We start from the raw sequence: 25,536 nt of genomic DNA on the forward strand, positions 1-25,536 counted from the left end.
CAGGACGCGGCCTCGGTCGCCGGCCTGCTGGTCACCACCGAAGCCATGATCGCGGAGGCTCCGAAGAAGGAGTCGGCTGGCGGCGGCGGCATGCCTGGCGGCATGGGCGGCGGCATGGGCGGCATGGGCGGCATGGATTTCTAATCCAGCCCTATCAGCCTTCAGATACGGAAAGGGCGGCAGAGATGCCGCCCTTTTCGTTTACGCGGACCTCGATCGCCGCGCCTCCGTCGGTTCTCAGACGGCGGCATCCGCGCGTTGCTTTACCTCGCCATCAAGCACCGCGGCTTCGATCAACGCCGCGACCTCATCGGCCACGGCCTGTACCGGGGCGCGGTCTCGGGTGGCGCGGGCGATCACCATCAGCCCTTCCAGTGACGATTCGACCAGTAGTGCCAATGCATGCGCGCGGCGCGCGGGCACCCCTGCCCTGACGAAGGCGTCCCGCAGCAGGCCTATCCACTGTTCGAAGGCCGAGCGGCACAACTCCGCCAGTTCCGGCACGTCGGTGGGCGAGTCCAGCACGACAGGCGCGATCGGACAGCCGAGTGAAAACTGGTTGTCTTCCAGCATGCGCCCCACCGACTGGTAGATATGATGGACGGCTACCGCCGGATCCTTTTCGGCGGCCAGCGCTTCGCCCAGCCTCTCCGTCACGTCGGCAACGCTGGCGCGCGTCACCTCGATGACCAATTGGTCCTTGCCGCCGGGAAAATGAAAATACAGCGAGCCCCGCGGTGCGCCGCTGGCGCTCAATATGTCGTTGAGCGAGGTGCCGTGATAGCCGCGCTGCCTGAGCAGCAGCCCAGTCGTCTCGAGTATGCGGGTGCGGGTGTCGTTGGCCATGTCAACCTCTGTCAGTAGGAATCATTATAGGCCTTGCGCAGAATATGACAATCGGTCTACATAATATGTAGATCAGTCTATATATTCCTTGAGGAGAACGAAATGCGCAACTACCGCCTCGAAGGATCCGGGACCGAATCCCTGGTGATGCGCGAGGCGGCGCAGCCAGAGCCGAAACCGCATGAGATCGTGGTGCGCGTTCGCGCCACATCGCTCAACCGACGCGACACGATGATCCTCAACGGCACCTATCCGCTGCCGCCACGCCAAGGCGTCGTTCCGCTGAGCGACGGGGCTGGTGAGGTTGTCGCCGTCGGCGCTGCCGTCACCCGCTTTGCCGTCGGCGACCGTGTCACCGGCAGCTATTTCGCGCGCTGGATCGACGGCCGCATCCATGCCGGGCTCGTCGACCAGCTCGGCTGCACGCTGGACGGCATGCTGGCGGAATATGCGGTTCTCGACGAACAATGGGCGGTGCGGCTGCCCGATCATCTCGACTGGCAAGAGGCCGCAACGCTGACCTGCGCCGGCCTGACCGCCTGGAATGCGGTGACGGGCGCCGGAATTCCGAAGCCCGGCCAATGGGTTCTGGTCATCGGCTCGGGCGGCGTCTCGCTCTTTGCATTGCAGTTCGCCAAGCTGCTCGGCTGCCATGTCGCCGTCGTCACCTCGCGCGGCGAGAAAGCCGACAGGCTGCGGGCGCTGGGCGCCGACCTGGTGATTTCGACACCGGATATGCCGCAATGGGGTGCGGCCGTCCGCGACCAGACCGGCGGCATCGATCTCGTCGTCGAGACCGGTGGCCCGGCGACCTTCGCGCAGTCGCTGATCGCCAGCACGCTTTACGGGCACATCGTGCTCTTGACGCTGCAGGATGCGAAAGGCGGATCGATCCAGCTGCCGGCGGCACTCTACCAGCGCAGCCTCGCCACCATCAGCCGCCTGTTCGTCGGCAGCCGGACCAATCTCGAAGCCATGCTGCGCGCCGTCTCGCAGCACCGCCTGCGGCCCGTCATCGACAAGGTCTTCGCCTTCACCGAGGCCGGCGATGCCTACCGCTTTTTCCAGCAGGGCGACGTCGTTGGGAAGGTGATCATCGACGGCGCCTGACCCATCGAGTCCTCAAACCCAAGGGAGAACGACCATGACAATTCGTGAAGCCTCGGCCAAGTGGCAAGGGACGCTGAAGGAAGGTTCGGGCCGGTTGCGGCTCGGCAGCGGCGTCTTCGAAGGCGCCTATTCCTTCCCGTCGCGTTTCGAGAACGGGCCGGGCACCAACCCGGAAGAACTGATCGCCGCGGCGCATGCAGGCTGCTTCTCGATGGCGCTGAGCGCCATGCTGGGCAACGCCAATCATGTCCCGACAAGCATCAGCACCGTCGCCAAGGTGCATCTTGGCGCAACCGCTGCCGGTCCGACGATCACCCGCATCGAACTCGAAACCGAGGCAGAGGTCGCGGGACTTGCCGAAGATGAATTCGAGCGCCTTGCACAGTCCGCCAAGGCGGGCTGCCTCGTCTCGCGGGCCCTTGGCGGCGTGTCTCAGATCACCCTCAAGGCAACGCTCGTCGAAGCCACCAAAGGTCAATGAAGCCAGGAGAAAGAAGATGACACAGGAGATTGTCATGGACGCAAACGCGTACGGTCTGTCCCAGAAGACGGCCGAGATCATGCGGCGCTACAACGACGTATTCCAACGCCATGATCCTTCGGCACTCGCCGAGCTGGTGGCCGACAATTGCGTGATCGAGAACACCGTGCCGGCGCCGGACGGCGCCCGCCATGCCGGCAAGGAAGCGTGCGTCGGGCTTTGGACGGCGATCGCGACCCAGGCCGGCACGCGCTTCGATATCGAGGAAACCTTCATTGCCGGTGACCGGGCAACGATCCGCTGGCGCTATTTCATGACCGACGGCAATTCGCTGCGCGGCGTCAACCTCATGCGTGTGGCCGATGGGCGGATCGTCGAAGCGATGGGCTATGTGAAGGGGTAGCGCGCCCCGAGCAATGCCCCGAAAGCGCATAACCGCTTTTCGCCCGGAATAGCGCAACAAAGGAGAGCGGATCAGCGAGACTGAACCGCTCCCCGCTACCGATCGGCCAGCGCCAGCTTTGCGCCGAGCATGACGAAGGCGCCGGCGAAGGTCCGGCGCATCCAGGTCAACACCATTGGCCGCGAGACGACATGGCTGCGGATCGAGGCTGCGAAGATGCCGTAGCCGACGAAAACCACGAAGGTCAAAAGCATGAAGACGGAACTCAGTTCCAGCATTTTCGACAGCGCATTGGGCTCGGTGGTGCTGACGAACTGCGGCAGGAAGGCGAAGAAGAAGATCGACAGTTTCGGATTGAGCACGTTGACGAGGATACCGGTGGCAATCACCTTGCCGGCCGAGCGCGGCGTCACATCCTGCTCGACGCTGAGGCCGCCCTTTTCCTTCAACGTGTTCCAGGCCATGTAGAGCAGGTAGGCGACGCCGAGATATTTCAGCGTCTCGAAGGCGAGCGCACTGGTGTGCAGCAGCGCCGCCAGGCCAGTGATTGCGGCGGCCATGTGCGGGATGATGCCGAGCGTGCAGCCGAAGGCGGCGATGATCGAAGCCCGCGCCCCGCGCGAGAGGCCGGCGCTCAGCGTGTAGAGAACGCCGGTGCCGGGCGAAGCCACGACAATCAGGGACGTCAACAGAAATTCGATGCTCACGATGGTTCCTCCGGCACCCTACCCGGCCAGGAAGGTACCGGGCTGCGGGTCGGCGCACAAGCGGAGGCGACGGGAGATTGGCTACACCGGTAATCCGAGCGCCTGGCGTGCCATCAGACACTCCTCGTCGCCGGGCATGCAGGCGCGACAGACGTCCGGCCGCACGTCGTAGATGCCGCAAGCGGTCGACTTGCCGATCTCGCCGGACAGCGCCGAGCAGCGCACGCCCTCGCAACGCATGCCTGACAGGTCGGATGCGACATATTTTTCCGGGATACGGTCGAGCTGTGCGTCATCTTCGGTGGAAAAGCGCGGCCACTCGGCCGAATAGGAACAGCAGGCACCGCAGCTTTGGCAATCGAAGGTGCCCTGTTGCGACGACAAAACGCTTGCGGCGGCCACCAGGGCGGACAGCCCTGGCGCGGCGGGGTTGTGATCTGCGTCTTGCGGCAAGGCGCTATTTCTTCTTGGCCGTCTTGCCCTTCGGCGAATCCGCCGGCGACTTGAACAGGTCGGTCGCCGCCTCGGTGGCGTCGCCGGCTTTCGGCGCGGCAACCGGCTTGGCCGGTTTTGCCGCGGCACCCGAGGCTGCCGGCTGATCCTTGGAGGAGAATTTTATGGCCATGTCAGTCCTCGTCGGCGAAGCGCGATGATGGCGCGCGCGGATTGCGCAGGCGGCCGATCAGCGCTGAAACGGCCGTGATGTTCATTTCCTCGGGCGACCAGTTTTTCACCGCCTCGATGTGATGGGCCGCCAGCTCGCGATGCGTGCTGCCGCTGTAGGCGGCGTCCTGATACGTCACCCGCTCATGGGTCTTGGCGTCTTCGCGGACATACTCGATCAGGTAGTTCGGGCATTCGGCGCGGCCGCGCACGCCGACGCGAACCTGGGCATCACCGTGGGCACGCTTGCAGCGTTCGAGCTTTTCCAGCACACGCCGGACGAATTCGACCGGCTTGTCGAGGCCTTCGACCATATCGGCAATGGTTGCGTCGGCGGCGATCGGTGTTGGCGGTACGCGTTTGGTGGCCATCAGCGTCGTCCGGCCCGCTTCGGCAAAGCGGCTAGCGCGGCGGCGGCGGCCATCTCGTCGGCCTCCTTCTCCAGGCGCAATTCGCGCAGACGCGCGGTCTTGGCTTCGCGTGCCTCGCTGACGGCGTCGCGCTCGGAATTGATGCGGTTGAGCGACATCGACTGGGTTTGCGTCTTGCTGAACAGGGACACGGCCTGATCGACGGTTGTCTTTGAACTGGTGGTCAAATCTTTCTCCTGTCAGGAGCCTGTGCCGATGGAGCGAGACCGGGTCTTCGGTCAGGATCACGCACAAAGCAATACGCGCGGCGAATTCAAATTGCTGGAGCGTCCCTTAGCACGTCCAGGCCGGCGCGCAGCGCACTTTCGGCGGCAAGGCGCGGAAAATGAAAAAGGCCAGGCACCGCCTGACCTTCCATGAGAGCGTCGCGCAACCAGATGACATCCAAAAGGATGCACCGCACGGGAACGCCCTGCTTATGCACATGATATGCCGTGGAAACTCAGGTCTCCGCGGCCATGCGCCCGAATTCGCCACTCACCGGTGCCAGTACATCCGTGGTCACCGGGAGAGCAGAATTCGTTTTTCAGGCCGCCTTCAACTGGTCGGCGGACATCTTGCCCGACTTGTTGTCGCGGACCATCTCGTAGCCGAGCTTCTGGCCCTCGACGATGTCACGCATGCCAGCGCGCTCTACGGCCGAGATGTGGACAAAAACGTCGGCCGAGCCGTCGTCAGGCTGAATAAAACCAAAACCTTTGGTGGCGTTGAACCATTTAACTGTGCCGGTGCTCATGACGAACCCTTTCCATGGCAAATATTCGTTCGACGCCATGCGGATGCACAACGTCGTTTGTCCCGATTTTTGATGTGGGAAGTTCGTCAAAGGCGCGCTCGAAAGCGCGGATAACAAAAGTCAGTCAAACAAATATCGACGATTTGCTTGTAGGCTTCTTTTGGCGCGCTGTCAAATTTGCATAAAGCCACAGATGCGGATTTCTCCCAAAACGCCAGGCCAAACCAGCTGGCATGACGGCAAACCGGGCGCCAAACAGCGCGCTTGCGCCAAGTTGAAAAAATTTTCTGGCATCCAGGAACCATCCGCGCAAAGGCGCATTTATGCCTTGTCGTCAGCAGTTCGTGAGAGCAATCGAAAGAACGGTTGATGGCAAAGACGCCCCCCGCACGATAAAAGGTGCGAGGGGCGTTTTCGTTGGATCCGGCTATTCGTCCGGGCCGGGTTCCGGCCACCTCTCCTTGGCCGCCTCGGCATACCAGTGCCGCATCGCCGGCGTTGCCAGCACGGCGTCGACATAGGCGCGCGTATCCGGCGCCAGCGTGCCGCCATAGGTGTCGAAACGGGTGACGACAGGCGCATACATGGCGTCGGCCGCGGTGAAATGGCCAAACAGGAACGGGCCGCCCCTGCCGTATTTTTCCCGGCACTCGCGCCACAGCACCTCGATGCGGGCGCGTTGCGCCTCGCCCTCGGCGTCGAGCGGCTTGTGGCCCTTCGGCCGGCGCAAATTCATCGGCCAGCCATAGCGGACTTCGCGAAAGCCGGAATGCATCTCGCTCGCGGCCGAACGCGCCAGCGCGCGGGCGTCGATATCGGCCGGCCAGAGATTTCTCTCGGGAAACAGGTCGGCGAGATATTCAAGGATGGCAAGGGTTTCCCAGACGATCTTGCCATTGTGATTCAGCACCGGCACCTGACCGGTCGGCGACACTTTCGCCAGATTGGCAAAGGTTTCAGGCGTGCGCAGCCGCACGAAACCTTCCTCGAACGGGATCTCCAGATGCCTCATCGCCAGCCATGGCCGCAACGACCATGAGGAGAAACACTTGTTGCCGATATAGAGAGTGAATTCAGCCATTTTTCTCCCCGCATGCACGGCCATCCAAATTCCATGGTCGACGCGTGTTCGCAGCCTAGCCCACCAGCCTGCCCCAGGGCGGCGGCCGCGCGACCTGATCTGCCGTCCGGGCGACGCCTGGAACCTAACCGACGCCGGCTCGTTAGCTACCGCAAATGAATTCCTCCGAATTCAGAACCCCAGGAGATGCGCAAAAAATGGTGAACAAGGATCAGGTTGCGGGCGTGGCCAAGCAGGTCAAGGGCTCGGTCAAGGAAGCCGCGGGCAAGGCGACCGGCAACAGGCAGACTCAGGCCGAAGGCACGGGCGACCGGACCGCCGGTAAGGTGCAGAAAGCCTATGGCGACGTCAAGGACAAGGTCAAGAAGGCGCTCTGATCCGACATAGACAAACGCGCTTTGTCGAGGGAAAGGCGGTCGCGAAGGCCGCCTTTTTCAGGTGCTCCAACCCTTGCTGAAAGCATTGGTGAAGACGACCTCGCCGTGATCGCCGGCCGCCTCGCCCAGCACCACGTCCATGCCGTCGCTGGTCACCCTGGCCAGCGCGAAACCGCCCATATAGGCAGCCTTCGGCTTGAACAGGTCGATCCCGTCCCTGCGATAGATCAGCGGCGTTTCGTGCTGGTGGCCATGGAAAATGCCGACGACATTGTAGCCCTTCAGCGCCGCCAGCAACGCCTGCCGGTCGGCCTCGCTCCACCAATGCGGCGCACCACTGCCGTCATCATCGAAATGCCGCTTGGCGGCATCCCAACGTTCCACCGAGAAAGTGTCCCAGCCATAGTGCTGGAACAGGATGACCGGACGGCCGTCCGCCGCATAGGTCGCCAGATCCTGCTTCAGCCATGGCAGGCTGCTCTCGGCGCCGTGGCCGGTATCGCCGGCGAAACGATGCGTCTGGATCAGATGCAGGCCGCCCCAGTCCCAGGAGTAACAGTCGGTGTCGACATCGTAGTCGGTGGCAGGCACCGGCGGCTTGAAGAACACGCCGGCGCGATGGTTGACCTCGACATAGTCGCGCAGTTCGCGCCGATACCAGTCGACATGGTGCGGCGGGCCGTTCTGGTCGAGATCATGGTTGCCGAGCCCGATATAAACCGGCATGTGCACGCGATCGGGACCGACGCCCTGGCTGTAGCGTTGGCTGAACTGGAGCAGTTGGGTGCCCTCGCTCGGCTGCGTGATCTGGCCGCCGCCATCGTCGGTGATGTCGCCGCCGACGACAAGGCCGAGCGGCGTGCCTATCCTGCCGGCCGAACGCAGGCCGGTGGCGACGCCATTGATCTCAGTTGGCCAGTCCTTGTCGCCAAGCGCATTCAGCACCGACACGTTGCGCAGCAGCGCGGCGTCGGTCTTGCCTTCCTGCAGGCAGTTGGGGCTCAAGCCGCTCGCCATGCGGCAGGCATGGACATCGGCGATGAACAGGAAAGTGGCGTCGATCGACTGGACGCGTTGCCCGGTCTGGCTGAAGGCCGGGCGCGACAAGGCGCCGGCCGCGGCAAATCCTGCAGCCTGCGCCAGGAAGTTGCGTCGGGAAAGCGATGCAGTCGAACGGCGATTCATCATACGCTGATTCAGCATGGACAGCGGCCGGTCGTCCAGCGCCTCTGCGTCATCATCGACATGACGTCACGGGGCTGGCATGTCTCGCTTGCGCAAGCGGAGGAGGACGAAAAATGAAAGCCGCACCTATCTGCATGATCCTGGCCGCGATGTTGTGCGCGAGCACTGCGCATGCGGCCGGTTGCGTCGACGTCAAGTCCGCCAGAAAGGGTTTCGTTCTGGCGAGGCCCGGCATCCAGAGCGAATTTCGGCCCGTGGCCGGCGGGATGATGTCGGTTGTCAACACCTACGAATCGCAATCGCCCCAGACCCAATATCTGTTCGCCGGCCTGATCGAGGTGTTTCGCGACAGCGACACCGGTCGCCAGGCGATGATCCCGTTTTCCGATCTGCGAAAACTGTTTCCGCTGAAGGCGGGGACAAAGGCCGCGATAGAGTTCGTCGAGTTGTCGCCGAACAAGCCGCCGAAGGGCACCAAGACGCTGAGCCTGGTCGTGAAGGGCAAGGAGACATTCAGCCTGGGCGAGTGCAAATACAATGTCCTGGCGGTCAAGGAGACCTTCAAGAACGGTGCCGGCGAGACGCTGGATTCATTTACCGCCCTCTATGCGCCAGATCTGCAAGCCGCGCTCGCCCGGCGCTACGATGAAGGCACCAGTTCGGAATCCGTCAACGGCTACGAGACGATCAAGCCGCTGGCCGAGTAGCTGAACCAGAGTACGGCGAGTCAAGGGGTACTCGGCCGTGGCAGTATCCTGTTGCGTCGCCTGGCTGCCAATGCGCCCTGCGATGGCGATGGCGCGCTTCGCTCAAGTCCCGCCAGACAATCCCGCAGCACGCTTGCATCCTGCGCCGTCTTGGCCATCGACATCGCTCCGGAATAGGCGGCGACCGTCAGCGCGGCGAAGCGTTCGGGGTCCGTGTGCTCGTCCTTGCCCACCTGCTGGTCGGCACGCAGCTTGGCGGCAATCGCGCGCCGCCACCCGGCAAAGATCCCGGCAAGGGCAATGCGGAAATCCGGGTCGGCAAGCGACAATTCGTGCGCCAGATTGTTGAGCGGACAGCCGCGCACGAAACCCTGCTGCTCCAGTTGCGCCGCCACGGCCTCGAACACCGCGCGCACGCCTTCGCGGGCCGACGCCGCCGCCAGCACCGGCGCGATCCATGTCTCTTCGACCGCTGCCGCCACACGCTCGTCGATCACCGCCAGCGCCAGCGCCTTCTTGGTCGGAAAGTGGTGATGCAGCGCGCCGCCGCTGACATCAGCCGCCGCCATCAGGTCGCCGATGCTGGAGGCGTGATAGCCGCGCGTCTGGAACGCGTCCTCGGCGACATCGAGCACTTTCTTGCGCATGCCCTCAGGGTCGTTGATGCGTTTTCCCGGGCGCGGTTTTGGTTGAGCGATCATCTCTGCTGACATTGCCGGACATTAGCATATTGACAAAACAGGACAACCGGTCTGTTTTACAAACAGGACAATCACCCTGTTTTGGAGAATGCCGGATGAACCTGCCCCAGAACGTCGCGACGAAACCCTCGGCGCTCGCCTCGCCTGTCGTCGAGCTGCGGCAATACACGCTGAAGCCAGGCCAACGCGACACGCTCATCGACATCTTCGACAGCAGGCTGATCGAGGGCCAGGAGGCCGCCGGCATGACCATCATCGGCCAGTTCCGGGACCTCGATCGGCCTGACATGTTCGTCTGGATGCGCGGCTTCGACGGCATGGCTGCGCGGAAAAATGCTCTCGCCGCTTTCTATGGCGGGCCGGTCTGGGCGGCGCACCGCGATGCGGCCAACGCGACGATGATCGATTCCGACGATGTGCTGCTGCTCAAGCCGGCGTGGCCGGGCGCCGGCTTCGACCTCGCGGGGGCGCAGCGGCCAAACCTGGCCGGCGACGAAAAGCCCATTCGAAACAGGCCGCTGACCGGCATCGTTGTCATCGAGATTCATCATTTGCAGCCCGGCACGGAGGCAGATTTCACCACCCGTTTCGAGATTGAGACGGCGTGCCTGATGACAGCCGACACACGCCTGCTCGCCGCGTTCGTGACCGAGCCTGCCGAAAACAGTTTTCCGCGCCTGCCGGTACGGGCTGACGAAAACGTCTTCATCAGCGTCATGGGTTTTGCCAGCACAGAAGCGCATGCCCGCCACAAGGCCGCGCTTGCCGCCTCGCCGGCATGGCAGGATTTTTGGCGGGCCGCGCAACCCGGCCTGACCAAACCCACGGAGACCTTGCGGCTGTCGCCGACATCGCAATCGCTGGTCGGGATCTATTCCTAAAGCGCGTCGACGCGCTTTAGGAATAGATCCTTTTTTGTGCATGTCATTCTCCCAAAACCGGGGCCACTTTTGGGCGACATGCATCAGACTTCAAATGCCTCGACGATGGTCTTGGCGACGAGGGCCGGATCTTCCCAATGCGGGTTGTGGCCACAGCTCTCAGCCCGAACGAAGACGGCTCCGGCAAGAGCGGATTGCAACGCCTGCTGGTGCGCCTCGCCGAACAGCGGGTCGCACGCGCCGGCAATGATCAGCGTCCGGGCCTGCACGGCCCGCGCCGCATCGCTCAGATCGGCGCGGCGGATTTCCTCGAGAATCGCGCGCCAGCGCGGCGCCGGCAATGCCGACGCGTCTCTCGCCAAGCCGGCGAGAAAGGCCGCTGGCACGTCGGGACTGCAGGCATGCCACCAGGCGTAGAACGGATCGGCCGGCGATATCGGGTCGCGCAGCGCCTCGACGCCCGCGACCAGCGGATGATCCGGCGCGAAATCGGGCTTCAACGTGCCGGCCAGGACCACCAGCCCGCCGATCAGCTCCCTGTGTCGCCCTGCCAATGCGATGGCCACCATGGCGCCCAGCGAATGGCCGACGACGAGCGGCCGGTCGAGCCGCAAACTCTGGATCAACCCGGCAATATCGTCAGCGAAATCGGCTATGCCGCAGCCCTTGCCCGCTTGCGAGGAACCGTGGCCACGCAGATCCGGCATGATCAGCCGGCGGCCGGCCAGATAGGGCGCCAGAAGCGAAAAGCTGCGGCTGGTGTCGGTGAAGCCGTGCACCAACAGCAGTGCCGGCTCGGCGCCCGATATCTCGGCATAGGCGATGTCGAGATCGCCGACAGTGACGAATTGCTTGCGGCCGGCCCAGCCGTCCTGGTCCGCGCAGGCATTCAGCACCGCCGCCCTCACAGGCCGAGCTTTTCCTTGACCACGGCAAGCCCGGGTTGGCCGTCGAAGGTGGTGACGCCGGCGAGCCAGGCATCGAGACGGCTCTTGTTGGCCGTGATTGCTTTCAGCGCACCGTCCTCCGGCTTCATGCCGTCATTGATCAGATAACCCATGCCGACATTCTCGAAATCAATGTCGAAGGCGAGGTTTTTCAAGAACTGTGCGACGTTCGGGCATTGCTGCAGATAGCCCTTGCGCACCTGCGTCGTCACCGTCGCGGCGCCGAAATTCGGGCCGAAGAACTTGTCGCCGCCGGTCAGATATTTGAAGTCGTACATCATGTTCATCGGATGCGGCGCCCAGCCCTGGAAGACGATGAACTGCTTCTCCTTGATCTCGTAGCCGACCTCGGAAAGCATGCCGGCTTCGCTCGATTCGACCACCTGCCAGCCGTCCAGGCCAAAGGCGGGATCGGCGATAGCGTCCATCATCAACTGGTTTGAACCGGGCTCGATGCCGTACATTTTCTTGCCGAATTTGTCGGCGAATTTGTGCAGGTCGGAAATGTCCTTAACGCCGGCTTCCCAGACATAGGTCGGCACGGCGAATGTGTATTTGGCGCCTACGAGATTGACGCGCACATTCTCGACCGAGCCGTCCTTCTTGTAGGGCTCGTAATAGGTGACCATGGCCGGGTCCCAGTAGCCGAGGAACAGGTCGAGGTCCCTGTTTTTCATGCCCTCATAGATGACATTGATGCCGAGCACCTGGCTTTGCGACTGATAGCCGAGCGCCTCCAACAAGACGTTGGCGACCCCTGTGGTGAAGGCAAGGTCGTTCCAGCCGGGTTCGGCCATGCGGACCGTCTTGCACTCTTCGGCCTCGGCCGCCTGGGCCGCATGAGTGGCCAACATGAGGCCGGCAAGGCAGACGCCATTTGCAAGGATGCGCAACATTTCGGTTCTCCTCGTCCGTAAAATTGACCAGTTGGTCTTTTTATTGTCCCATGGGTCAATTCTTGATCTGAACAGACGAAGATGTCAACGTGGATTCGAAGTGCATGGACCGATCCCGTGAAACTCAAGCGTCTCAGTGAGATCCGCCGCAAGGAATTGCGGCAGGCGGCCTTCGCGGTGCTGGAGCGCGAGGGCATTGCCGGCGCGACACTGGAAAAGGTGGCGGCGCAGGCTGGTGCCTCCAAGGGCATCGTGCTGCACTATTTCCGCAACAAGCAGGAATTGTTCGAGCACGCGATGCGTGAGGCAAACGCCGTCCTGTGCCAGGCGGTGATCGCGCGGCTTCGCCGGGCGCAGACACCGATGGAGCGCATGAATGCGGTGATCGAGGGCAATTTCGAGGAGCATCTGTTCCAGCCGCCTCTCTGCCATGCCTGGCTGTCGCTCTGCGCCGAGGTGCCGCGCGACGAGAAGATGGCCCGTATCCAGAGGGTGATCCATGCGCGCATGCGCTCGAACCTGTTGTCGGGCCTGCGCGGCCTCGCCTCGCCCGGAGATGCCGACGACATCGCGCTTGGCGTCACCGCGCTGATCGACGGGCTTTGGTTGCGGCTCGGCCTGCAGCCGGGCAGCGTGTCGCGCGAACAGGCTGTCCGCCAGGTCAAGAATTATGTCGCGGGACGGCTGGCTTTGGGGGAGCTTGCGACCGCCGGCGCTTAAACCAGCCTCGGCCGGCCTGCCGGGTGGCAGCGGTCGAAGTTCATACCGTGGGATAGGCTGACGGCTTGACCTTGGCCGCCACTATACGGTGCTCTCGACGACGCAGAAATCTCGGAGCATCCGATGAGACTTCACAACAAGCGCGCGCTGGTCACCGGCGGGTCGGACGGTATCGGCCTGGCGATCGCCGAGGCCTTTTCGCGCGAGGGCGCGGACGTCCTGATCGTCGGCCGTGACACCAAGAAGCTCGACGCCGCCCATAAGCACCTCGGCGGCACTATCGAGACGCTGTCGGCCGATCTTGCCACATCGGCCGGCATTGCGGCCGTCGTCGAGCACGTCAAAAAATCCGGCAGGCCGCTCGATATTCTCGTCAACAATGCCGGGGTGGCTTTCCTGGTGCCGTTCGAGACCGTCAGCGAGGCGCAGTTCCAACAATCCTTCGCGCTCAATGTGACGGCGGTGTTCTTCCTCACGCAGGGTCTGCTGCCGCATCTGGCGGCCGGCGCGTCGGTGATCAACATCTCGTCCTATTTCGCCAACAAGATGATCCCGAAGCGGCCCTCGAGCCTCTATTCCCTGTCAAAGGGCGCGTTGAACTCGCTGACCAAATCGCTGGCCTTCGAACTCGGCCCGCGCAGCATCCGCGTCAACGCCATCGCGCCCGGCACTGTCGACACCGCCATGCGACGCAAGACCGTCGACAATTTGCCGGCCGAGGCAAAGGCCGAGCTGAAAGCCTATGTCGAGCGCAGCTATCCGCTTGGCAGAATCGGCCGCCCCGACGATCTGGCGGGCATCGCAGTGTACCTCGCTAGCGACGAGGCGGCCTGGACCAGCGGCGGGGTCTTCTCCGTCGACGGTGGTTATACCGCGGGCTGATCCGTCCGGGCGCCACGCCAAGCGCCGACATTTTCAGCGACGCCACTTTCTACAAATCCAAGTACGCCTACCGCCTCCAGGACCTGATCGCGAACCCAGCGATGGGGTGGCTCGTCGTCGTGGCGCGCGTGCCAGTACATCCTGATTTCCGGAACAGCAATGGGAAGCGGCGGTTCAAAGATGACGAGCGGCAGGGTCTCGGCCGCCCAAACCGCGAACTGCCTGGGCACCGCCGACAGGTGGTTTCCATTTGCCACGGCTAATGCGACAGCCTGAAAGTGCGGCAGGGTCAGGCTTACACGGCGCGTCCGCCCGATCTTGCGGAGCGCCTCGTCGGTGGAGCCCGACATCGACCCGTCGATAGAACGAAGAATATGGGGCAGCTCGCAGAAGAGGTCGATCGGCAGAGTCTTGCCTTCCATGATTCCCGCCTGCCTGATCGCAGCGTTGTCCTGCGCGGCGATGATGGCGAATGGTGAATGGAACAGAGGCGTGCTTGAGACCCAGTCGGAGACCTCCAGCGGACGCTCGAGCGCTACGTCGATTTCATCGTCCTGGAGCAGCCGCGAGACATCGCCGCGCGCGCTATCGAGAAACCTTAGCGACGCGCGCGGCGCGGCGCCAGCGATGCGTGCCGCCAGCGCTGGCATCAGCATCATGGAAAAGAAATCCGCCCCCATGAACGTGAAGGTTCGCTCCAGTTCCGCCGGATCGAACGCCTTGGCCGAATGGAAGACGCGTTCGATCTCGCGAAGCGCCACGCGCAACGGCTCGGCCATGCTCTCGGCGCGCGGTGTCGGCATCATGTCATTGCCCCGTCGCACGAACAGCTGGTCGTTGAGGAGATGTCGCAAGCGATTGAGCGCAGCGCTGACGGCAGGTTGGCTGAGGCCGATCTGCTCGCCAGCACGCGTAACGCTTCTCTCCCGCAGAAGGGCGTCGAACACCTTGATGAGATTGAGGTCGAGCGCGTTCAAATTCATCGCATCAATTCGCCCCATGCGATCATTCGATTTCCGTTGTCGGCGTATCCCTGGCTAGATCGTCATGGGCCCAGCAGGCACAGGCAACAGAAGGATCAGACACGCCATGACAATGACCCCCGGCACGATCACAGGCAAGGAACTCTTCTGGTTCAACAACACGCTCGTCGCGATCCACGTCTCGTCGATGGCAGGAGAGGACGGCACCTGCGTCGTCGAGCATCACATGCCCTATGGCGACTCGCCGCCGCTGCATGTGCATCGCAGGGAAGACGAAGTGTTTCACATCCTGGAGGGGAGATTGCGCTTTCAGATCGACGGCCACGAACGCATTGCGGACGCCGGCGAAACCGTCATCGCACCGAAAGGCCTGCCGCACACCTACCGGGTCGAATCCCCGGAAGGTGCGCGCGCCCTCACCATCACGCGCGGTTCGGATTTTGAGACGATGCTGCGTCAGGCGAGCCGTCCCGCCGAACAGCCCGAACTGCCGCCGCTGATGGAACCAACACCGGAAATCATCGCGGCACTGGTGCAGCTTTGCGCAAAAAACGGCATCGACATTGTCGGTCCGCCGCTGGGGTGAGAGGCCGAAACTGCGCAGCCCTTCCCTTCTCCCCTTTGTGGGAGAAGGAGAGACGCGCCGCGCCTTCAACCGATTTGCATCCTCGCCGCCCGCATTCTCCGCTTGAAGCCGTTTGTGCAACGCGATACGCCGTTGCCGACTTCGACAAGGAGAGACCCGTGACCGCTGCAAAGACCAGAACCGAAACCGACACGTTCGGTCCCATCGAAGTCGCCGCCGACCGGTATTGGGGCGCGCAGGCGCAGCGTTCGCTCGGCAATTTCAAGATCGGCTGGGAAAAGCAGCCGGCGTCGATCGTGCGCGCATTGGGCATCGTCAAGCGGGCGGCGGCCGAAGCCAACATGGAGCTCAAGCGGCTCGATCCTGCGATCGGCAAGACGATTGTCGAGGCGGCGCAAGAGGTCATCGACGGCAAGCTCGATGAGCATTTCCCGCTGGTGGTCTGGCAGACCGGTTCGGGCACCCAGTCCAACATGAACGCCAATGAGGTGATCTCCAACCGGGCGATTGAGATGCTGGGCGGTGTCATGGGCTCCAAGAAGCCGGTGCATCCCAACGATCACGTCAATATGAGCCAATCGTCGAACGACACCTATCCGACAGCCATGCACATCGCCTGCGCCGAACGCATCGTGCACGATCTGTTGCCGGCACTGAAGCACCTGCACAAGGCACTCGCCGCCAAGAGCAGAGAGTTCAATCACATCATCAAGATCGGCCGCACGCACACGCAGGATGCCACCCCCCTTACGCTTGGCCAGGAATTTTCGGGCTATGCCGCGCAGGTCGCTTCGTCGATCAAGCGCATCGAGCTGACGTTGCCCGGCTTGCAGGAACTGGCGCAGGGCGGCACCGCCGTCGGCACCGGCCTCAACGCGCCGGTCGGCTTCGCCGAAAGGGTCGCGGATCGCATCGCCTCCATCACCGGCATCGCCTTCGTCACCGCGCCGAACAAGTTCGAGGCGCTGGCGGCCCATGATTCCATGGTGTTTTCGCACGGCGCCATCAACGCGGCGGCCGCCGCGCTATTCAAGATCGCCAACGACATCCGCTTCCTCGGCTCAGGCCCGCGCTCGGGCCTCGGCGAACTGTCGCTGCCGGAAAACGAACCGGGCTCGTCGATCATGCCGGGCAAGGTCAACCCGACCCAGTGCGAGGCGCTGACGCAGGTCTGCGTACAGGTGTTCGGCAACAATGCGGCGCTCACCTTCGCCGGCAGCCAGGGTCATTTCGAGCTCAATGTCTACAATCCGCTGATGGCCTACAACTTCCTGCAGTCGGTGCAGTTGCTCTGCGACGCCTCGGTCTCCTTCACCGACAATTGCGTCGTCGGCATCGAGGCCCGCGAAGACAACATCAAGGCGGCACTCGACCGCTCGCTGATGCTGGTGACGGCGCTGGCGCCGACCATCGGCTACGACAATGCCGCCAAGATCGCCAAGACCGCGCACAAGAAGGGCACCACTTTGCGCGAGGAAGCGCTCGCCACCGGGCTGGTCAGCGAAGCCGATTACGACCGGCTGGTGCGGCCGGAGGATATGACGCATCCGGGGTAGGCAATTCCAGGAAAAGTGTCTGCGGTTTTCGGTCCGGAATTGCGTCAACCAAAAGCCCGGTATTTCGTGAGGGGAGAATTTACTCCCGTCACGACCTCACCCGAAGCGAATTTTGCGCAGGCCGCCCGATCACGGAAACGTAAGTACTGTGAACAATGTGTCGCCAGTCTGGTGGCTTTGGTGAACAGTCGGTTTGCTCTATCTCCCCGGCATCAACCCATCCCGGAGAGCCACCATGTCCACCAACATTTCAGTCGCCGGTTCCGGCGCATCCAATGCCTCGACCACCATCCTCCTCGGCCGCGTCCTGCTCGCGGTCATCTTCCTGCTTTCAGGTTTCGGCAAGCTCACCGCCATTAGCGGAACAGCGGGCTATTTCGGCAGCCTCGGCCTGCCCTTGCCGACCGTAACGGCCACCGTCGTCGGCCTGATCGAGCTTCTCGGCGGCCTCGCCATCCTCGTCGGCTTCAAGACCCGGATTGTCGCCTGGGTGCTGGCGGTCTTCACGGTCGCTACCGGTTTGGTCGCCCATACCGGTTGGGCCGACCAGATGCAGATGATCCAGTTTCTCAAGAACCTCGCCATTGCGGGCGGCTTCCTCGTGCTGGCTTCCTCGGGCGCCGGTGCCTATTCGATCGACGCCAAGCGCGGCTGAGCCAAGACCCGGCAATAGCCGAACAAGAAAGCGGCGCGGAATTTTCCGCGCCGCTTTTTCGTTGTTGGTGCATGACCGCCGATCTGTCGGCCGGAGTTTCTGATAGGATCGGGGCTATCGGGACGAGGCCGGCCGGCGGCCGACAACGGAGGTGAACATGCCCCGCAACGCGCTGCTCCTGCTCTCCCGGCTGCTGCTCGCCGCCCTGTTCGTGCCTTCCGGTTTCCATGCATTGAGCGACATCGCCGGCACCACAGGCTATTTCGCCGGCCTCGGCCTGCCGCTGCCGACACTTGCTGCCTGGGGCACGGGACTGTTCGAACTGATCGCCGGGCTGCTCATCCTGGTCGGTTTCCAGACCCGGATCATAGCGCTTCTGCTCGCTGCCTTCTGTATCGTCGCCGGCTTCATCGGCCATTATGGCCAGGGCGGCGGCGACGCGATGCTCGCCTTCCTGCACCAGCAGATGCTGATGAAGGACATTGCGATATCAGGTGGGTTTGTAGCGCTGGCGATGGCCGGCGCCGGCGCATGGTCGATCGACGGGCGCGGCGCGGTTTGATATTTTTGCGTAGATGGGCCCGAGCTGATCGACCCCACTCCGTCTCGGCTTCGTCGAGTCACCTCTCCCCTGATCGACGGGGTAGAGGAAGGCCGCGAGCCTATTGCCGCCAACGCTCTTCCAACGAGGCTCCCTTCCTTTCCCTCCGGAGGGGAGAAAGGTGGCGCTGCAAAGCAGCGACGGATTGGGGAAGCCGGTCATCAAACGCGAAGCCGCCGGCGAAGTACGACCGGCAGGTCTCCGCTTAAGTCAGATAAGACACGGGTCTGCTAGCAGCTAGCGCCTTATTTCACTGACATGCTGGGGCCACCCTCGACGGCCAGCACCAGCCGGCGGTTGGTGATCCTGGCCAGCTGCGCCAGGCGCCCGGCCGGCCGCTCGCCATAGAGATCGGCCAGCGATACCGGCAAGACCAGCGCCAGCACGCCGTTGGCGCGCTGTTCCCATTTCAGCCTGGGCATGATGCCGGGCATCGACGCCGTCAGCAGATAGACGACGCGCATCATCGCGGCGAGCACGCGGGCGCGCTCCAGATAGCGCGGCGGTGCCAGAGCCTTGATCTCGGGGGCGATGGCTTCGTTGAAGATGCCGTCGTGACGATAGGCGTTGGCCATCGCCAGGAAAGCACGGCCAGGATGGTCGACGCCGAAGAAGGACGCGTGCGCAATGATGTTGAGCGATTGCTTGCCGCGGTATTCGGGATGCGCGCGCCAGCCGATGTCGGCCAGCAATGCGGCCGCGTGGCGGTAGCGCGCCTCGTCCTCGGTCTCGTCGATGCCGAAGGCCGCAAAGGTCTTGGCGGTCCAGTCGACAAGTTCGTGCGCATGGGTGACGGAGCGCGAGCGCAGGCGGGCGAGTTCCTCCGAGGCCGAAATCAGCGGATCGGCCTTCTGCTCGGCCTCGTCGAGCAGCGAATAGAGAAAGCCTTCGCGCACGCCGAGCGCCGAGACGATGATCTTCGACGGCTGCATCGCCGCCATGATCTCCTGCAGCACGATGGCGCCATAGGGCAGCAGCGAACGGCGGTTCTTCGAAACGCCTTCGATGCCCTTGACCTTCTCGATCTCGGCCTTGGCCACCTGCTTGAGGAAGTTCGCCGCGCTTTCGGCCGATATCTCGTAATGGTGCATGACGCCAAGCGGATAGTTGGTCATTTCCATGTGCAGCCGGGCAAGATTTCGCCAGGTGCCGCCGACGGCGTAGAAGGGCCTGCCCTGCCCGCCTTTCAACAGCTTGGCCTTCGCCAGTTCGTCACGCGCGATCCTGGCCGCCTGGGTCAGCGAGTTCTTCGCCATGTCCTGCAGGCGCAGGCCGCCCAGCGGCAGCGTGATGCCGTCGCCGATCGCCTCGCCGCTGACATCGACCAGTTCGAGGCTGCCGCCGCCCAGATCGCCGGCGATGCCATCGGCCGGATGGAAACCGGAAATGACGCCGAGCGCGGAATAGTACGCTTCCTGACGACCGCTGATCACTCGGATCTCGGTCTTCAGCACATCCTCGGCGCGGTGGATGAAATCGGGGCCGTTGACCGCCTCGCGGGCCGCCGCGGTCGCCAGCACATACATCTGCTCGGCGCCGGCCTGGTCGGAAAGCGCACGAAAGCGGCGGAACTCTTCCATCGAGCGCGTTACCGCCTCGGGGTCGAGCTTGCCGGTCGAAACGATGCCGCGGCCGAGACCGGCCAGCATCTTTTCGTTGAACAGCATGGTCGGCGAGCGCGCCAGCCCCTCATAGACGACGAGACGGATCGAGTTCGATCCGATGTCGATGATGGACAGCGGTCGGCGGTCCTGCAGCCGGCCCTGAGAATCAGACAGCATCAGCCGGACGCTGCGGCGTTCTTCTTGCGGCGCTTGAACTGCGCGATGCGCTTGGGCGCATGCGACTTCAGCGCGTCACCCCGTCCCGACAGGCTCGGATTGGTCATGAAATATTCCTGCGCGTTGAACGGTTCCTCGCCCTCCTCCAGCACGACGCGCCGGGAGGTTCCATCAGCCAATACGTCGAAACTTTGCTGATTGTCCATAATGTTGCCCAGCATGATCTGACCAAGGATCTGTTCATGCACAGTTGGATTGGTGATCGGCACCATGGTTTCGACGCGGCGGTCGAGATTACGCGGCATCAGGTCGGCCGAGGAGATGTAGACGATCGCCTCGTCCGACGGCAGGCCGTAACCATTGCCGAAACAATAGATGCGGCTGTGCTCGAGAAAACGGCCGACGATCGATTTTACGCGGATGTTTTCCGACAGGCCAGGAACCTGCGGCCGCAGGCAGCAGATGCCGCGCACGACAAGGTCGATCTCGACGCCGGCGCGGCTGGCATCGTAGAGCGCGTCGATGATGATCGGATCGACGAGGGCGTTCATCTTCATCCAGATGCGCGCCGGTTTGCCCTGCACCGCGTAGGCAATCTCGTCGGCAATGTGCTTCAGGATGCGGCTTCTCAGCGTGAACGGCGAGATCGCCAACCGCATTTCGTCCGTCGGCTCGGCATAGCCGGTGATGAAATTGAACAGCTGGGCGACATCGCGGGCAATCGTCGGATCTGTGGTGAAGAAGGACAGGTCGGTGTAGATGCGCGCGGTGACTGGGTGGTAGTTGCCGGTGCCAAGATGCACGTAATTGCGCAGCTTGCCGTCCTCGCGCCGCACCACCAGCGACATTTTCGCATGTGTCTTCAGTTCGAGAAAGCCGAACACCACCTGCACGCCGGCCCGCTCCAGGTCGCGCGCCCAGCGGATGTTGGCTTCCTCGTCGAAACGCGCCTTGAGCTCGACCAGCGCGGTGACCGACTTGCCGGCCTCGGCCGCGTCGACCAGCGCGCGCACGATCGGGCTGTCGTTGGAGGTGCGGTAAAGCGTCTGCTTGATCGCCACCACTTCCGGATCGGCCATTGCCTGGCGCAGGAACTGCACCACCACATCGAAGGATTCGTAAGGGTGATGGACGACGATGTCCTTCTCGCGGATGGCGGCGAAACAATCGCCGCCATGTTCGCGGATGCGCTCGGGAAAACGCGGATTGTAGGGCGTGAATTTCAGGTCGTCGCGGGGAACGGCGACGATCTCGGAAATCTGGCTGAGCGCCAATGGACCGGTCAAGACGCTGATGCGGCTGGACGACACGCCAAGCTCGCCGGCGACGAAATCGCGCAATTCGCCAGGCATCAGCCTGTCGAATTCGATGCGGATCACCGATCCGCGCCGACGCCGCTTCAGCGCCGTTTCGAACAGGCGCACGAGGTCCTCGGACTCCTCCTCGACCTCGATATCGCTGTCACGGATGATGCGGAACGTGCCGGAGCCCTTGACCTCGTAGCCGGGGAAGAGCTTGCCGATATAGAGGCCGACAGCCTCTTCCAGCGGGATGAAGCGGACATGATGCTTGCGGTCCGGCAGACGGATGAAGCGCTTCAGCGCCACCGGCAGGCGCAGCAGCGCGCTCATCTCCTCGCCGTTCTTGCGATGGCGCAATTGCAGCGCCATCGAGAAGCCGAGATTGGGGATGAACGGGAACGGATGCGCCGGGTCGATCGACAGCGGGGTCAGCACCGGGAAAACCTGTTCCTGGAAATGGTCTTCCAGCCAGATTTTCTCGTCCTTGGTCAGCGCATCGCGGGTGATGCTCTCGATGCCTTCCTTGTTGAGCAGCACGGTGAGCGCCGAAAGGCTCTTCTGCTGATCTTCCTGCAGCCGCTCGACCTCACGCAGCAGCTGTTCGAGCTGCTGTTCGGGGGTGCGGCCGTCCGGGCTCTTCAGCGTGATGCCCTCGCGCACCTGGCCGGCAAGACCGGCAACACGGACCATGAAGAACTCGTCGAGATTGGCGGCCGAGATCGACAGGAAGCGGACGCGCTCCAGCAGCGGGTGATTGAGGTTCAGCGATTCCTCGAGAACGCGCCGGTTGAACTGCAGCCAGGAAAACTCGCGGTTGACAAACCGGTCAGGGTTGCCGCCTTCCGGGCGAGCCACCTCGACATCCACGAATTCGTTCTGCACCGGCTTCAGTTCGTTCATGATTCCCGCTCTTCCACACCCGCTCAAGCCGGCTAGCCAGTCACTCTAGCGACCCATGGTCCCTCCCGGAAACCGAAATCGGTTTTCGGGTCATGGGTTAACCGGCTTAACTTATCCTCTGACAGGCTTTTGCGACAGTTTGATTTCATCGAACTTGCAAAGAGGCCTGATATGATCCAGATGCAGACGAGACTGCGTTAAGGAGACGACGATGGCAGGCGGTTCCATTCCCCATTTTCAGAACGATGCGGGCTATCCGGCAATCGACATCGGCGTGAAGGAATTCATGTGCACGGGCGCCAATCCGCCTTTCGACCACCCGCATGTGTTTCTGGACATGGGCGACGACAATGAAAAAGTCTGTCCCTATTGCTCGACGCTCTACCACTATTCGCCGAAGCTGAAGGCGACGGAAACGCTGCCGGCCGGATGCATCTACATCGAACAGGCCGCCTGAGCCTTTCGCGACCAGCCCGATGAACGACACGCGTTCCCGGCAAATTGTCGTCGCCGGGGCCGGTGTCGCCGGATTGACCGCAGCCCTTGCATTCGCCTCGCGCGGCTACGCGGTTCGGGTGTTCGAACAGGCGCAGCGCCTGGAAGCTGCCGGCGCCGGCATCCAGCTCTCTCCAAACGCGACGCGCATCCTTCGCCAGCTCGGCGTGCTCGACCGGCTGCTGCCGGCAGCTGTGCGGCCGCAAGCCGTGGTGTTGAAGAAGGCCGCGACCTTGCGTGAACTGGCGCGCGTGCCGCTGGGGCAAGCCGCCGAAACCCGCTGGCAAGCACCCTATCTCGTCGCGCACAGGGCCGATCTGCAGAGCGCATTGACCGCGCGCGTTGCCGAGGTGCCGGATATCCATCTCACCACCGGCGCGCGCATCGGCGACGTTGCCTCCGGCCCGCATGGCATCACGGCGACGGCCGAGATCGACGGCAAGACGATCGAGGCGGAGGGCTTCCTGCTGGTCGGGGCCGATGGCGTCTGGTCGTCGGTGCGCCCACTTGTCGACTCGGCCAAGGGGTCGGCTTCGCCAAGAAACCGTTTCTCCGGCGAACTGGCCTGGCGCGCGACCATCGCAGCTGATAGCGCCGCGGGGCAGAGCTTTGCCGCCATCGGCGCCAGGGACTGCGTCACCACCTTCCTGCATCCCGGCTTCCATATGGTGGCCTATCCCGTCAGCAAGGGTGCGGCCTTCAATCTCGCGGCCTTCACCAGGGGCGACCGCATTGCCGAAGGCTGGTCCGGCAACGCCGACGCCGGGATCCTGACCCGAGCTCTTGCCGGCACCGCGGCAGAACTTGCCCGTCTGGTCGAGCAGGCCGGCCCGTGGACCGCGTGGCCGATCCACACTGTCGACCCGCAACAGCCCTGGACAACACCGAACGGCATGGCGCTGATCGGCGACGCCGCGCATGCGATGACCCCATTCGCGGCGCAAGGTGCGGCCATGGCAATCGAGGATGCGGCGACGCTTGCCGACGCCGTCTACGCCTCCCCCGCGACCCCGCTGGCCGCGCTTGCGGTTTGGGAACAGTCACGGCGGCCGCGTGTCGCGCAGGTCGCCCGACGCGGCGCTGTCAACCGGCTGGCCTGGCATGCCGCAGGGCCGGTGGCGATTGCGCGCAACGTGTTCCTGAAAATGCGCTCGTCGGAAAAACTCGCGGCGGATTTGGACTGGCTCTATGGCTGGCGGGCACCGGAGGCTGACGAAAGCTGAAACCTGCGAAAGGTTGGCGGGACAGAGGGGGGTGTGAAGGAACGCGACACTCGCCAATTCGCGGAATGCCCACGCTAATTATACAGCCGCATCGATAGCCCGAGCGATACAGGCAGCGGGTTCCACCAGCCGGTGCGCAGGCCTGCGGTGCGCAAGGCGGCCGCCGTCCAGGTGTTGCAGCCGATCAGTGCGTTGAAATGGCCGTTGGCTTCGTAGAAGCCGTCGAACCTGGAATAGGCCGCGTCCGGAACGAGGATCGGGCCTTCCGGTCCGCGCTGGAAACTCGCATCGATGAAATCGAGCAACGCCGCGAACCGGTCCTCTGTGATGTCGAACCCCGCGATGTCAGGACGCGGTTCGAGGATGTCACCGGCGACATCGACATGCATGACCGACGCGTCGAGGGTCAGTGCCTTCATCACCGGTACCGCCTTCAGCTCGGACCATGTCGGCGTCTCCAGGTAAAAGGCGCGACCGCCCCAGCCGAAGACGATGTAGCGGACCTCCGGCCTGTCGGCCGGTATGCCGGCGTCGACCAGGAAGTGGAAACGCCGGCGCACGGCATCGTCGACCGGGATGGCGATATCGGTGTGGATCGGATTGTTCAGCACCAGGATGTGGCGCGTCGCGGCGGGCATGGCGGCGGCCGCCGGCCACAGCGGCCGCGGCACGAGGGTGCCCGTCGTCACGGCGAGAGCGACGACAATCAACAGAAGGCCTAGAAAACGTCCCAGTCTCTTCATGAAAGGCGGCTCTGCAAAAGCGCTCCAGCGCGACAGGAACGGTCGCCTGTTATCCCATACGCAAAAGAGCCCGGCAGTGTTTCAGCCGGGCTCCTCGCAAACATCGAAAGGCCTAGTGCAGGATCTGCGACAGGAACAGCTTCGTGCGCTCATGGCGCGGGTGGTCGAAGAACTCGGCCGGCGTGTTCTGCTCGACGATCTGGCCCTGGTCCATGAAGATCACCCGGTTGGCGACCTTGCGGGCAAAACCCATCTCGTGGGTGACGCACAGCATGGTCATGCCTTCTTCGGCAAGGCCAACCATGGTCTCCAGCACTTCCTTGATCATCTCCGGATCGAGCGCCGAGGTCGGCTCGTCGAACAGCATGATGCGCGGGTTCATGCACAGCGAACGGGCAATCGCCACACGCTGCTGCTGGCCGCCGGAAAGCTGGCCGGGATATTTGTTGGCCTGTTCCGGGATCTTGACGCGCTTGAGGAAATGCATGGCGATTTCCTCGGCCTGCTTCTTCGGCGTCTTGCGCACCCAGATCGGCGCCAGCGTGCAGTTCTCCAGGATGGTCAGATGCGGGAACAGGTTGAAGTGCTGGAACACCATGCCGACCTCGCGGCGCACCTCGTCGATCTTCTTGAGATCGTTGGTCAATTCCTTACCGTCGACGATGATCTTGCCCTTCTGGTGCTCCTCCAGGCGGTTGATGCAGCGGATCATGGTCGATTTGCCGGAGCCGGAGGGGCCGCAGATGACGATGCGCTCGCCGCGCATCACTTTCAGGTTGATGTCCTTCAGCACATGGAACTCGCCATACCATTTGTGCATGGCGATGATGTCGATGGCGACATCGGTCGTCGAAATCTGCATCTTGGCGGCGTTGACCTTGATCTCTTCGGCGCTGACGGCATTTTCGGTGGCCATGAGAGGGATCCCCTTGTTCTTTTGTTGTTGGTAATGATGCCT

31 protein-coding genes are annotated in these 25,536 nt (G+C 63.1%); 14 read left to right on the top strand and 17 right to left on the bottom strand.

All coding sequences use genetic code 11. The features are described from left to right. Positions 1 to 237 precede the first annotated feature (237 nt). Positions 238 to 846 carry a TetR/AcrR family transcriptional regulator gene (locus M729_RS0125925; RefSeq protein WP_027163313.1) on the bottom strand — a complete coding sequence of 203 codons (609 nt, stop codon included), beginning with the start codon at positions 844 to 846 and terminating at the stop codon, positions 238 to 240. Between the two features lie 102 nt (positions 847 to 948). Between M729_RS0125925 and M729_RS0125930 the strand changes: the two genes are divergently transcribed. Genes M729_RS0125930 through M729_RS0125940 form a run of 3 tightly spaced genes read left to right on the top strand, consistent with a single transcriptional unit; the run spans position 949 to position 2,840 of the window. After that, a complete protein-coding gene (locus M729_RS0125930; protein WP_027163314.1) occupies positions 949 to 1,956 on the top strand; it encodes an NAD(P)-dependent alcohol dehydrogenase in 1,008 nt (335 codons plus the stop codon). A gap of 34 nt (positions 1,957 to 1,990) precedes the next feature. Then, positions 1,991 to 2,437, top strand: a complete 447-nt coding sequence (locus M729_RS0125935) for an OsmC family protein (RefSeq protein ID WP_027163315.1) — start codon at positions 1,991 to 1,993, stop codon at positions 2,435 to 2,437. Between the two features lie 16 nt (positions 2,438 to 2,453). Continuing rightward, positions 2,454 to 2,840, top strand: a complete 387-nt coding sequence (locus M729_RS0125940; protein ID WP_027163316.1) for a nuclear transport factor 2 family protein — start codon at positions 2,454 to 2,456, stop codon at positions 2,838 to 2,840. Positions 2,841 to 2,935: 95 nt separating this feature from the next. On the opposite strand, the gene M729_RS0125945 is transcribed toward M729_RS0125940, so the two are convergent. From M729_RS0125945 to M729_RS0125980, 7 genes are all read right to left on the bottom strand, one after another. Beyond that, on the bottom strand, positions 2,936 to 3,547 hold the full coding sequence (locus M729_RS0125945) for a LysE family translocator (RefSeq protein WP_027163317.1): 612 nt from the start codon (positions 3,545 to 3,547) through the stop codon (positions 2,936 to 2,938). Between the two features lie 81 nt (positions 3,548 to 3,628). Continuing rightward, positions 3,629 to 3,949, bottom strand: a complete 321-nt coding sequence (locus M729_RS0125950; RefSeq protein ID WP_032809400.1) for a YkgJ family cysteine cluster protein — start codon at positions 3,947 to 3,949, stop codon at positions 3,629 to 3,631. Between the two features lie 55 nt (positions 3,950 to 4,004). Beyond that, positions 4,005 to 4,172 (bottom strand): hypothetical protein, encoded by a 168-nt coding sequence (locus M729_RS1000000137720; protein ID WP_013532397.1) that lies wholly within the window; start codon positions 4,170 to 4,172, stop codon positions 4,005 to 4,007. 1 nt (position 4,173) lies between these two features. Continuing rightward, positions 4,174 to 4,581: a hypothetical protein gene (locus M729_RS0125960; protein WP_013532398.1), complete on the bottom strand. Its 408-nt coding sequence runs from the start codon at positions 4,579 to 4,581 to the stop codon at positions 4,174 to 4,176. Beyond that, positions 4,581 to 4,808: a hypothetical protein gene (locus tag M729_RS0125965; protein ID WP_013532399.1), complete on the bottom strand. Its 228-nt coding sequence runs from the start codon at positions 4,806 to 4,808 to the stop codon at positions 4,581 to 4,583. The genes M729_RS0125960 and M729_RS0125965 overlap by 1 nt, the downstream gene beginning before the upstream one ends. A 359-nt stretch (positions 4,809 to 5,167) precedes the next feature. Further along, entirely contained in the window at positions 5,168 to 5,377 is a 210-nt protein-coding gene (locus M729_RS0125975; protein WP_010915421.1) for a cold-shock protein, read from the bottom strand. A 427-nt stretch (positions 5,378 to 5,804) separates the two neighbouring features. After that, positions 5,805 to 6,458 (bottom strand): glutathione S-transferase family protein, encoded by a 654-nt coding sequence (locus tag M729_RS0125980; RefSeq protein WP_024505722.1) that lies wholly within the window; start codon positions 6,456 to 6,458, stop codon positions 5,805 to 5,807. A gap of 197 nt (positions 6,459 to 6,655) precedes the next feature. On the opposite strand from M729_RS0125980, the gene M729_RS0125985 reads away from it, so the two are divergent. Continuing rightward, positions 6,656 to 6,835 (top strand): CsbD family protein, encoded by a 180-nt coding sequence (locus M729_RS0125985; protein WP_024505721.1) that lies wholly within the window; start codon positions 6,656 to 6,658, stop codon positions 6,833 to 6,835. 57 nt (positions 6,836 to 6,892) lie between these two features. Here M729_RS0125985 and M729_RS0125990 read toward each other — a convergent pair whose 3' ends face one another. Continuing rightward, positions 6,893 to 8,023 (bottom strand): metallophosphoesterase, encoded by a 1,131-nt coding sequence (locus tag M729_RS0125990; RefSeq protein WP_027163318.1) that lies wholly within the window; start codon positions 8,021 to 8,023, stop codon positions 6,893 to 6,895. 110 nt (positions 8,024 to 8,133) lie between these two features. Between M729_RS0125990 and M729_RS0125995 the strand changes: the two genes are divergently transcribed. Continuing rightward, entirely contained in the window at positions 8,134 to 8,727 is a 594-nt protein-coding gene (locus tag M729_RS0125995; RefSeq protein WP_024505719.1) for a hypothetical protein, read from the top strand. Between the two features lie 20 nt (positions 8,728 to 8,747). Here M729_RS0125995 and M729_RS0126000 read toward each other — a convergent pair whose 3' ends face one another. Then, complete coding sequence (locus tag M729_RS0126000) at positions 8,748 to 9,374, bottom strand: TetR/AcrR family transcriptional regulator (RefSeq protein ID WP_245267638.1); 627 nt, start codon at positions 9,372 to 9,374, stop codon at positions 8,748 to 8,750. Positions 9,375 to 9,523: 149 nt separating this feature from the next. On the opposite strand from M729_RS0126000, the gene M729_RS0126005 reads away from it, so the two are divergent. Next, positions 9,524 to 10,309, top strand: a complete 786-nt coding sequence (locus M729_RS0126005; RefSeq protein ID WP_027163320.1) for an NIPSNAP family protein — start codon at positions 9,524 to 9,526, stop codon at positions 10,307 to 10,309. Between the two features lie 83 nt (positions 10,310 to 10,392). Here M729_RS0126005 and M729_RS0126010 read toward each other — a convergent pair whose 3' ends face one another. Together M729_RS0126010 and choX are read right to left on the bottom strand one after the other, a co-directional pair. Beyond that, on the bottom strand, positions 10,393 to 11,217 hold the full coding sequence (locus tag M729_RS0126010) for an alpha/beta hydrolase (protein WP_245267639.1): 825 nt from the start codon (positions 11,215 to 11,217) through the stop codon (positions 10,393 to 10,395). Further along, a complete protein-coding gene (choX, locus tag M729_RS0126015) occupies positions 11,214 to 12,152 on the bottom strand; it encodes a choline ABC transporter substrate-binding protein (RefSeq protein WP_027163322.1) in 939 nt (312 codons plus the stop codon). The genes M729_RS0126010 and choX overlap by 4 nt, the downstream gene beginning before the upstream one ends. 81 nt (positions 12,153 to 12,233) lie before the next feature. On the opposite strand from choX, the gene betI reads away from it, so the two are divergent. Beyond that, entirely contained in the window at positions 12,234 to 12,872 is a 639-nt protein-coding gene (gene betI, locus M729_RS0126020; RefSeq protein ID WP_027163323.1) for a transcriptional regulator BetI, read from the top strand. 123 nt (positions 12,873 to 12,995) lie between these two features. Continuing rightward, a complete protein-coding gene (locus M729_RS0126025) occupies positions 12,996 to 13,754 on the top strand; it encodes a glucose 1-dehydrogenase (RefSeq protein WP_027163324.1) in 759 nt (252 codons plus the stop codon). Here the strand turns inward: M729_RS0126025 and M729_RS0126030 are convergent. Continuing rightward, positions 13,739 to 14,755 (bottom strand): LysR family transcriptional regulator, encoded by a 1,017-nt coding sequence (locus tag M729_RS0126030; protein WP_224673043.1) that lies wholly within the window; start codon positions 14,753 to 14,755, stop codon positions 13,739 to 13,741. The two genes, M729_RS0126025 and M729_RS0126030, sit on opposite strands and share 16 nt — an antisense overlap. Before the next feature lie 88 nt (positions 14,756 to 14,843). Between M729_RS0126030 and M729_RS0126035 the strand changes: the two genes are divergently transcribed. The 4 genes from M729_RS0126035 to M729_RS0126050 all read left to right on the top strand — a co-directional run bounded on the left by M729_RS0126035 (position 14,844) and on the right by M729_RS0126050 (position 18,096). Then, complete coding sequence (locus M729_RS0126035; RefSeq protein WP_027163326.1) at positions 14,844 to 15,323, top strand: cupin domain-containing protein; 480 nt, start codon at positions 14,844 to 14,846, stop codon at positions 15,321 to 15,323. Between the two features lie 158 nt (positions 15,324 to 15,481). Further along, positions 15,482 to 16,879 (top strand): class II fumarate hydratase, encoded by a 1,398-nt coding sequence (gene fumC / locus M729_RS0126040; protein WP_024505710.1) that lies wholly within the window; start codon positions 15,482 to 15,484, stop codon positions 16,877 to 16,879. A gap of 235 nt (positions 16,880 to 17,114) precedes the next feature. Further along, positions 17,115 to 17,534 carry a DoxX family protein gene (locus M729_RS0126045; RefSeq protein ID WP_013532413.1) on the top strand — a complete coding sequence of 140 codons (420 nt, stop codon included), beginning with the start codon at positions 17,115 to 17,117 and terminating at the stop codon, positions 17,532 to 17,534. A 157-nt stretch (positions 17,535 to 17,691) separates the two neighbouring features. Then, positions 17,692 to 18,096, top strand: a complete 405-nt coding sequence (locus M729_RS0126050; protein ID WP_013532414.1) for a DoxX family protein — start codon at positions 17,692 to 17,694, stop codon at positions 18,094 to 18,096. A 284-nt stretch (positions 18,097 to 18,380) separates the two neighbouring features. Here M729_RS0126050 and ppx read toward each other — a convergent pair whose 3' ends face one another. Together ppx and M729_RS0126060 are read right to left on the bottom strand one after the other, a co-directional pair. Continuing rightward, the gene (gene ppx / locus M729_RS0126055) at positions 18,381 to 19,916 is read right to left on the bottom strand and encodes an exopolyphosphatase (protein WP_027163327.1); all 1,536 of its coding nucleotides are present in this window, start codon (positions 19,914 to 19,916) and stop codon (positions 18,381 to 18,383) included. Next, complete coding sequence (locus M729_RS0126060) at positions 19,916 to 22,117, bottom strand: RNA degradosome polyphosphate kinase (RefSeq protein WP_024505006.1); 2,202 nt, start codon at positions 22,115 to 22,117, stop codon at positions 19,916 to 19,918. The genes ppx and M729_RS0126060 overlap by 1 nt, the downstream gene beginning before the upstream one ends. Positions 22,118 to 22,328: 211 nt before the next feature. On the opposite strand from M729_RS0126060, the gene M729_RS0126065 reads away from it, so the two are divergent. Together M729_RS0126065 and M729_RS0126070 are read left to right on the top strand one after the other, a co-directional pair. After that, positions 22,329 to 22,574 carry a zinc-finger domain-containing protein gene (locus M729_RS0126065; RefSeq protein WP_027163328.1) on the top strand — a complete coding sequence of 82 codons (246 nt, stop codon included), beginning with the start codon at positions 22,329 to 22,331 and terminating at the stop codon, positions 22,572 to 22,574. A 19-nt stretch (positions 22,575 to 22,593) separates the two neighbouring features. Beyond that, complete coding sequence (locus tag M729_RS0126070; protein WP_027163329.1) at positions 22,594 to 23,835, top strand: FAD-dependent monooxygenase; 1,242 nt, start codon at positions 22,594 to 22,596, stop codon at positions 23,833 to 23,835. A 74-nt stretch (positions 23,836 to 23,909) separates the two neighbouring features. Here the strand turns inward: M729_RS0126070 and M729_RS0126075 are convergent, their stop codons facing one another. Continuing rightward, a complete protein-coding gene (locus M729_RS0126075; protein ID WP_027163330.1) occupies positions 23,910 to 24,578 on the bottom strand; it encodes a TIGR02117 family protein in 669 nt (222 codons plus the stop codon). A 112-nt stretch (positions 24,579 to 24,690) separates the two neighbouring features. Beyond that, positions 24,691 to 25,494 carry an amino acid ABC transporter ATP-binding protein gene (locus M729_RS0126080; protein ID WP_013532420.1) on the bottom strand — a complete coding sequence of 268 codons (804 nt, stop codon included), beginning with the start codon at positions 25,492 to 25,494 and terminating at the stop codon, positions 24,691 to 24,693. Between the last annotated feature and the right edge of the window lie 42 nt (positions 25,495 to 25,536).

The organism is Mesorhizobium sp. WSM1293, assembly GCF_000513875.1.
Taxonomy (GTDB): domain Bacteria; phylum Pseudomonadota; class Alphaproteobacteria; order Rhizobiales; family Rhizobiaceae; genus Mesorhizobium; species Mesorhizobium ciceri.

What these genes read in the sequence shown, in the direction of transcription:
- M729_RS0125925 (WP_027163313.1), bottom strand. Translation starts at nt 846, where the DNA reads ATGGCCAACGACACCCGCACCCGCATACTCGAGACGACTGGGCTGCTG.
- M729_RS0125930 (WP_027163314.1), top strand. Translation starts at nt 949, where the DNA reads ATGCGCAACTACCGCCTCGAAGGATCCGGGACCGAATCCCTGGTGATG.
- M729_RS0125935 (WP_027163315.1), top strand. Translation starts at nt 1,991, where the DNA reads ATGACAATTCGTGAAGCCTCGGCCAAGTGGCAAGGGACGCTGAAGGAA.
- M729_RS0125940 (WP_027163316.1), top strand. Translation starts at nt 2,454, where the DNA reads ATGACACAGGAGATTGTCATGGACGCAAACGCGTACGGTCTGTCCCAG.
- M729_RS1000000137720 (WP_013532397.1), bottom strand. Translation starts at nt 4,172, where the DNA reads ATGGCCATAAAATTCTCCTCCAAGGATCAGCCGGCAGCCTCGGGTGCC.
- M729_RS0125960 (WP_013532398.1), bottom strand. Translation starts at nt 4,581, where the DNA reads ATGGCCACCAAACGCGTACCGCCAACACCGATCGCCGCCGACGCAACC.
- M729_RS0125975 (WP_010915421.1), bottom strand. Translation starts at nt 5,377, where the DNA reads ATGAGCACCGGCACAGTTAAATGGTTCAACGCCACCAAAGGTTTTGGT.
- M729_RS0125980 (WP_024505722.1), bottom strand. Translation starts at nt 6,458, where the DNA reads ATGGCTGAATTCACTCTCTATATCGGCAACAAGTGTTTCTCCTCATGG.
- M729_RS0125985 (WP_024505721.1), top strand. Translation starts at nt 6,656, where the DNA reads ATGGTGAACAAGGATCAGGTTGCGGGCGTGGCCAAGCAGGTCAAGGGC.
- M729_RS0125990 (WP_027163318.1), bottom strand. Translation starts at nt 8,023, where the DNA reads ATGATGAATCGCCGTTCGACTGCATCGCTTTCCCGACGCAACTTCCTG.
- M729_RS0125995 (WP_024505719.1), top strand. Translation starts at nt 8,134, where the DNA reads ATGAAAGCCGCACCTATCTGCATGATCCTGGCCGCGATGTTGTGCGCG.
- M729_RS0126000 (WP_245267638.1), bottom strand. Translation starts at nt 9,374, where the DNA reads ATGCGCAAGAAAGTGCTCGATGTCGCCGAGGACGCGTTCCAGACGCGC.
- M729_RS0126005 (WP_027163320.1), top strand. Translation starts at nt 9,524, where the DNA reads ATGAACCTGCCCCAGAACGTCGCGACGAAACCCTCGGCGCTCGCCTCG.
- choX (WP_027163322.1), bottom strand. Translation starts at nt 12,152, where the DNA reads ATGTTGCGCATCCTTGCAAATGGCGTCTGCCTTGCCGGCCTCATGTTG.
- betI (WP_027163323.1), top strand. Translation starts at nt 12,234, where the DNA reads ATGTCAACGTGGATTCGAAGTGCATGGACCGATCCCGTGAAACTCAAG.
- M729_RS0126025 (WP_027163324.1), top strand. Translation starts at nt 12,996, where the DNA reads ATGAGACTTCACAACAAGCGCGCGCTGGTCACCGGCGGGTCGGACGGT.
- M729_RS0126030 (WP_224673043.1), bottom strand. Translation starts at nt 14,755, where the DNA reads ATGGGGCGAATTGATGCGATGAATTTGAACGCGCTCGACCTCAATCTC.
- M729_RS0126035 (WP_027163326.1), top strand. Translation starts at nt 14,844, where the DNA reads ATGACAATGACCCCCGGCACGATCACAGGCAAGGAACTCTTCTGGTTC.
- M729_RS0126045 (WP_013532413.1), top strand. Translation starts at nt 17,115, where the DNA reads ATGTCCACCAACATTTCAGTCGCCGGTTCCGGCGCATCCAATGCCTCG.
- M729_RS0126050 (WP_013532414.1), top strand. Translation starts at nt 17,692, where the DNA reads ATGCCCCGCAACGCGCTGCTCCTGCTCTCCCGGCTGCTGCTCGCCGCC.
- ppx (WP_027163327.1), bottom strand. Translation starts at nt 19,916, where the DNA reads ATGCTGTCTGATTCTCAGGGCCGGCTGCAGGACCGCCGACCGCTGTCC.
- M729_RS0126060 (WP_024505006.1), bottom strand. Translation starts at nt 22,117, where the DNA reads ATGAACGAACTGAAGCCGGTGCAGAACGAATTCGTGGATGTCGAGGTG.
- M729_RS0126065 (WP_027163328.1), top strand. Translation starts at nt 22,329, where the DNA reads ATGGCAGGCGGTTCCATTCCCCATTTTCAGAACGATGCGGGCTATCCG.
- M729_RS0126070 (WP_027163329.1), top strand. Translation starts at nt 22,594, where the DNA reads ATGAACGACACGCGTTCCCGGCAAATTGTCGTCGCCGGGGCCGGTGTC.
- M729_RS0126075 (WP_027163330.1), bottom strand. Translation starts at nt 24,578, where the DNA reads ATGAAGAGACTGGGACGTTTTCTAGGCCTTCTGTTGATTGTCGTCGCT.
- M729_RS0126080 (WP_013532420.1), bottom strand. Translation starts at nt 25,494, where the DNA reads ATGGCCACCGAAAATGCCGTCAGCGCCGAAGAGATCAAGGTCAACGCC.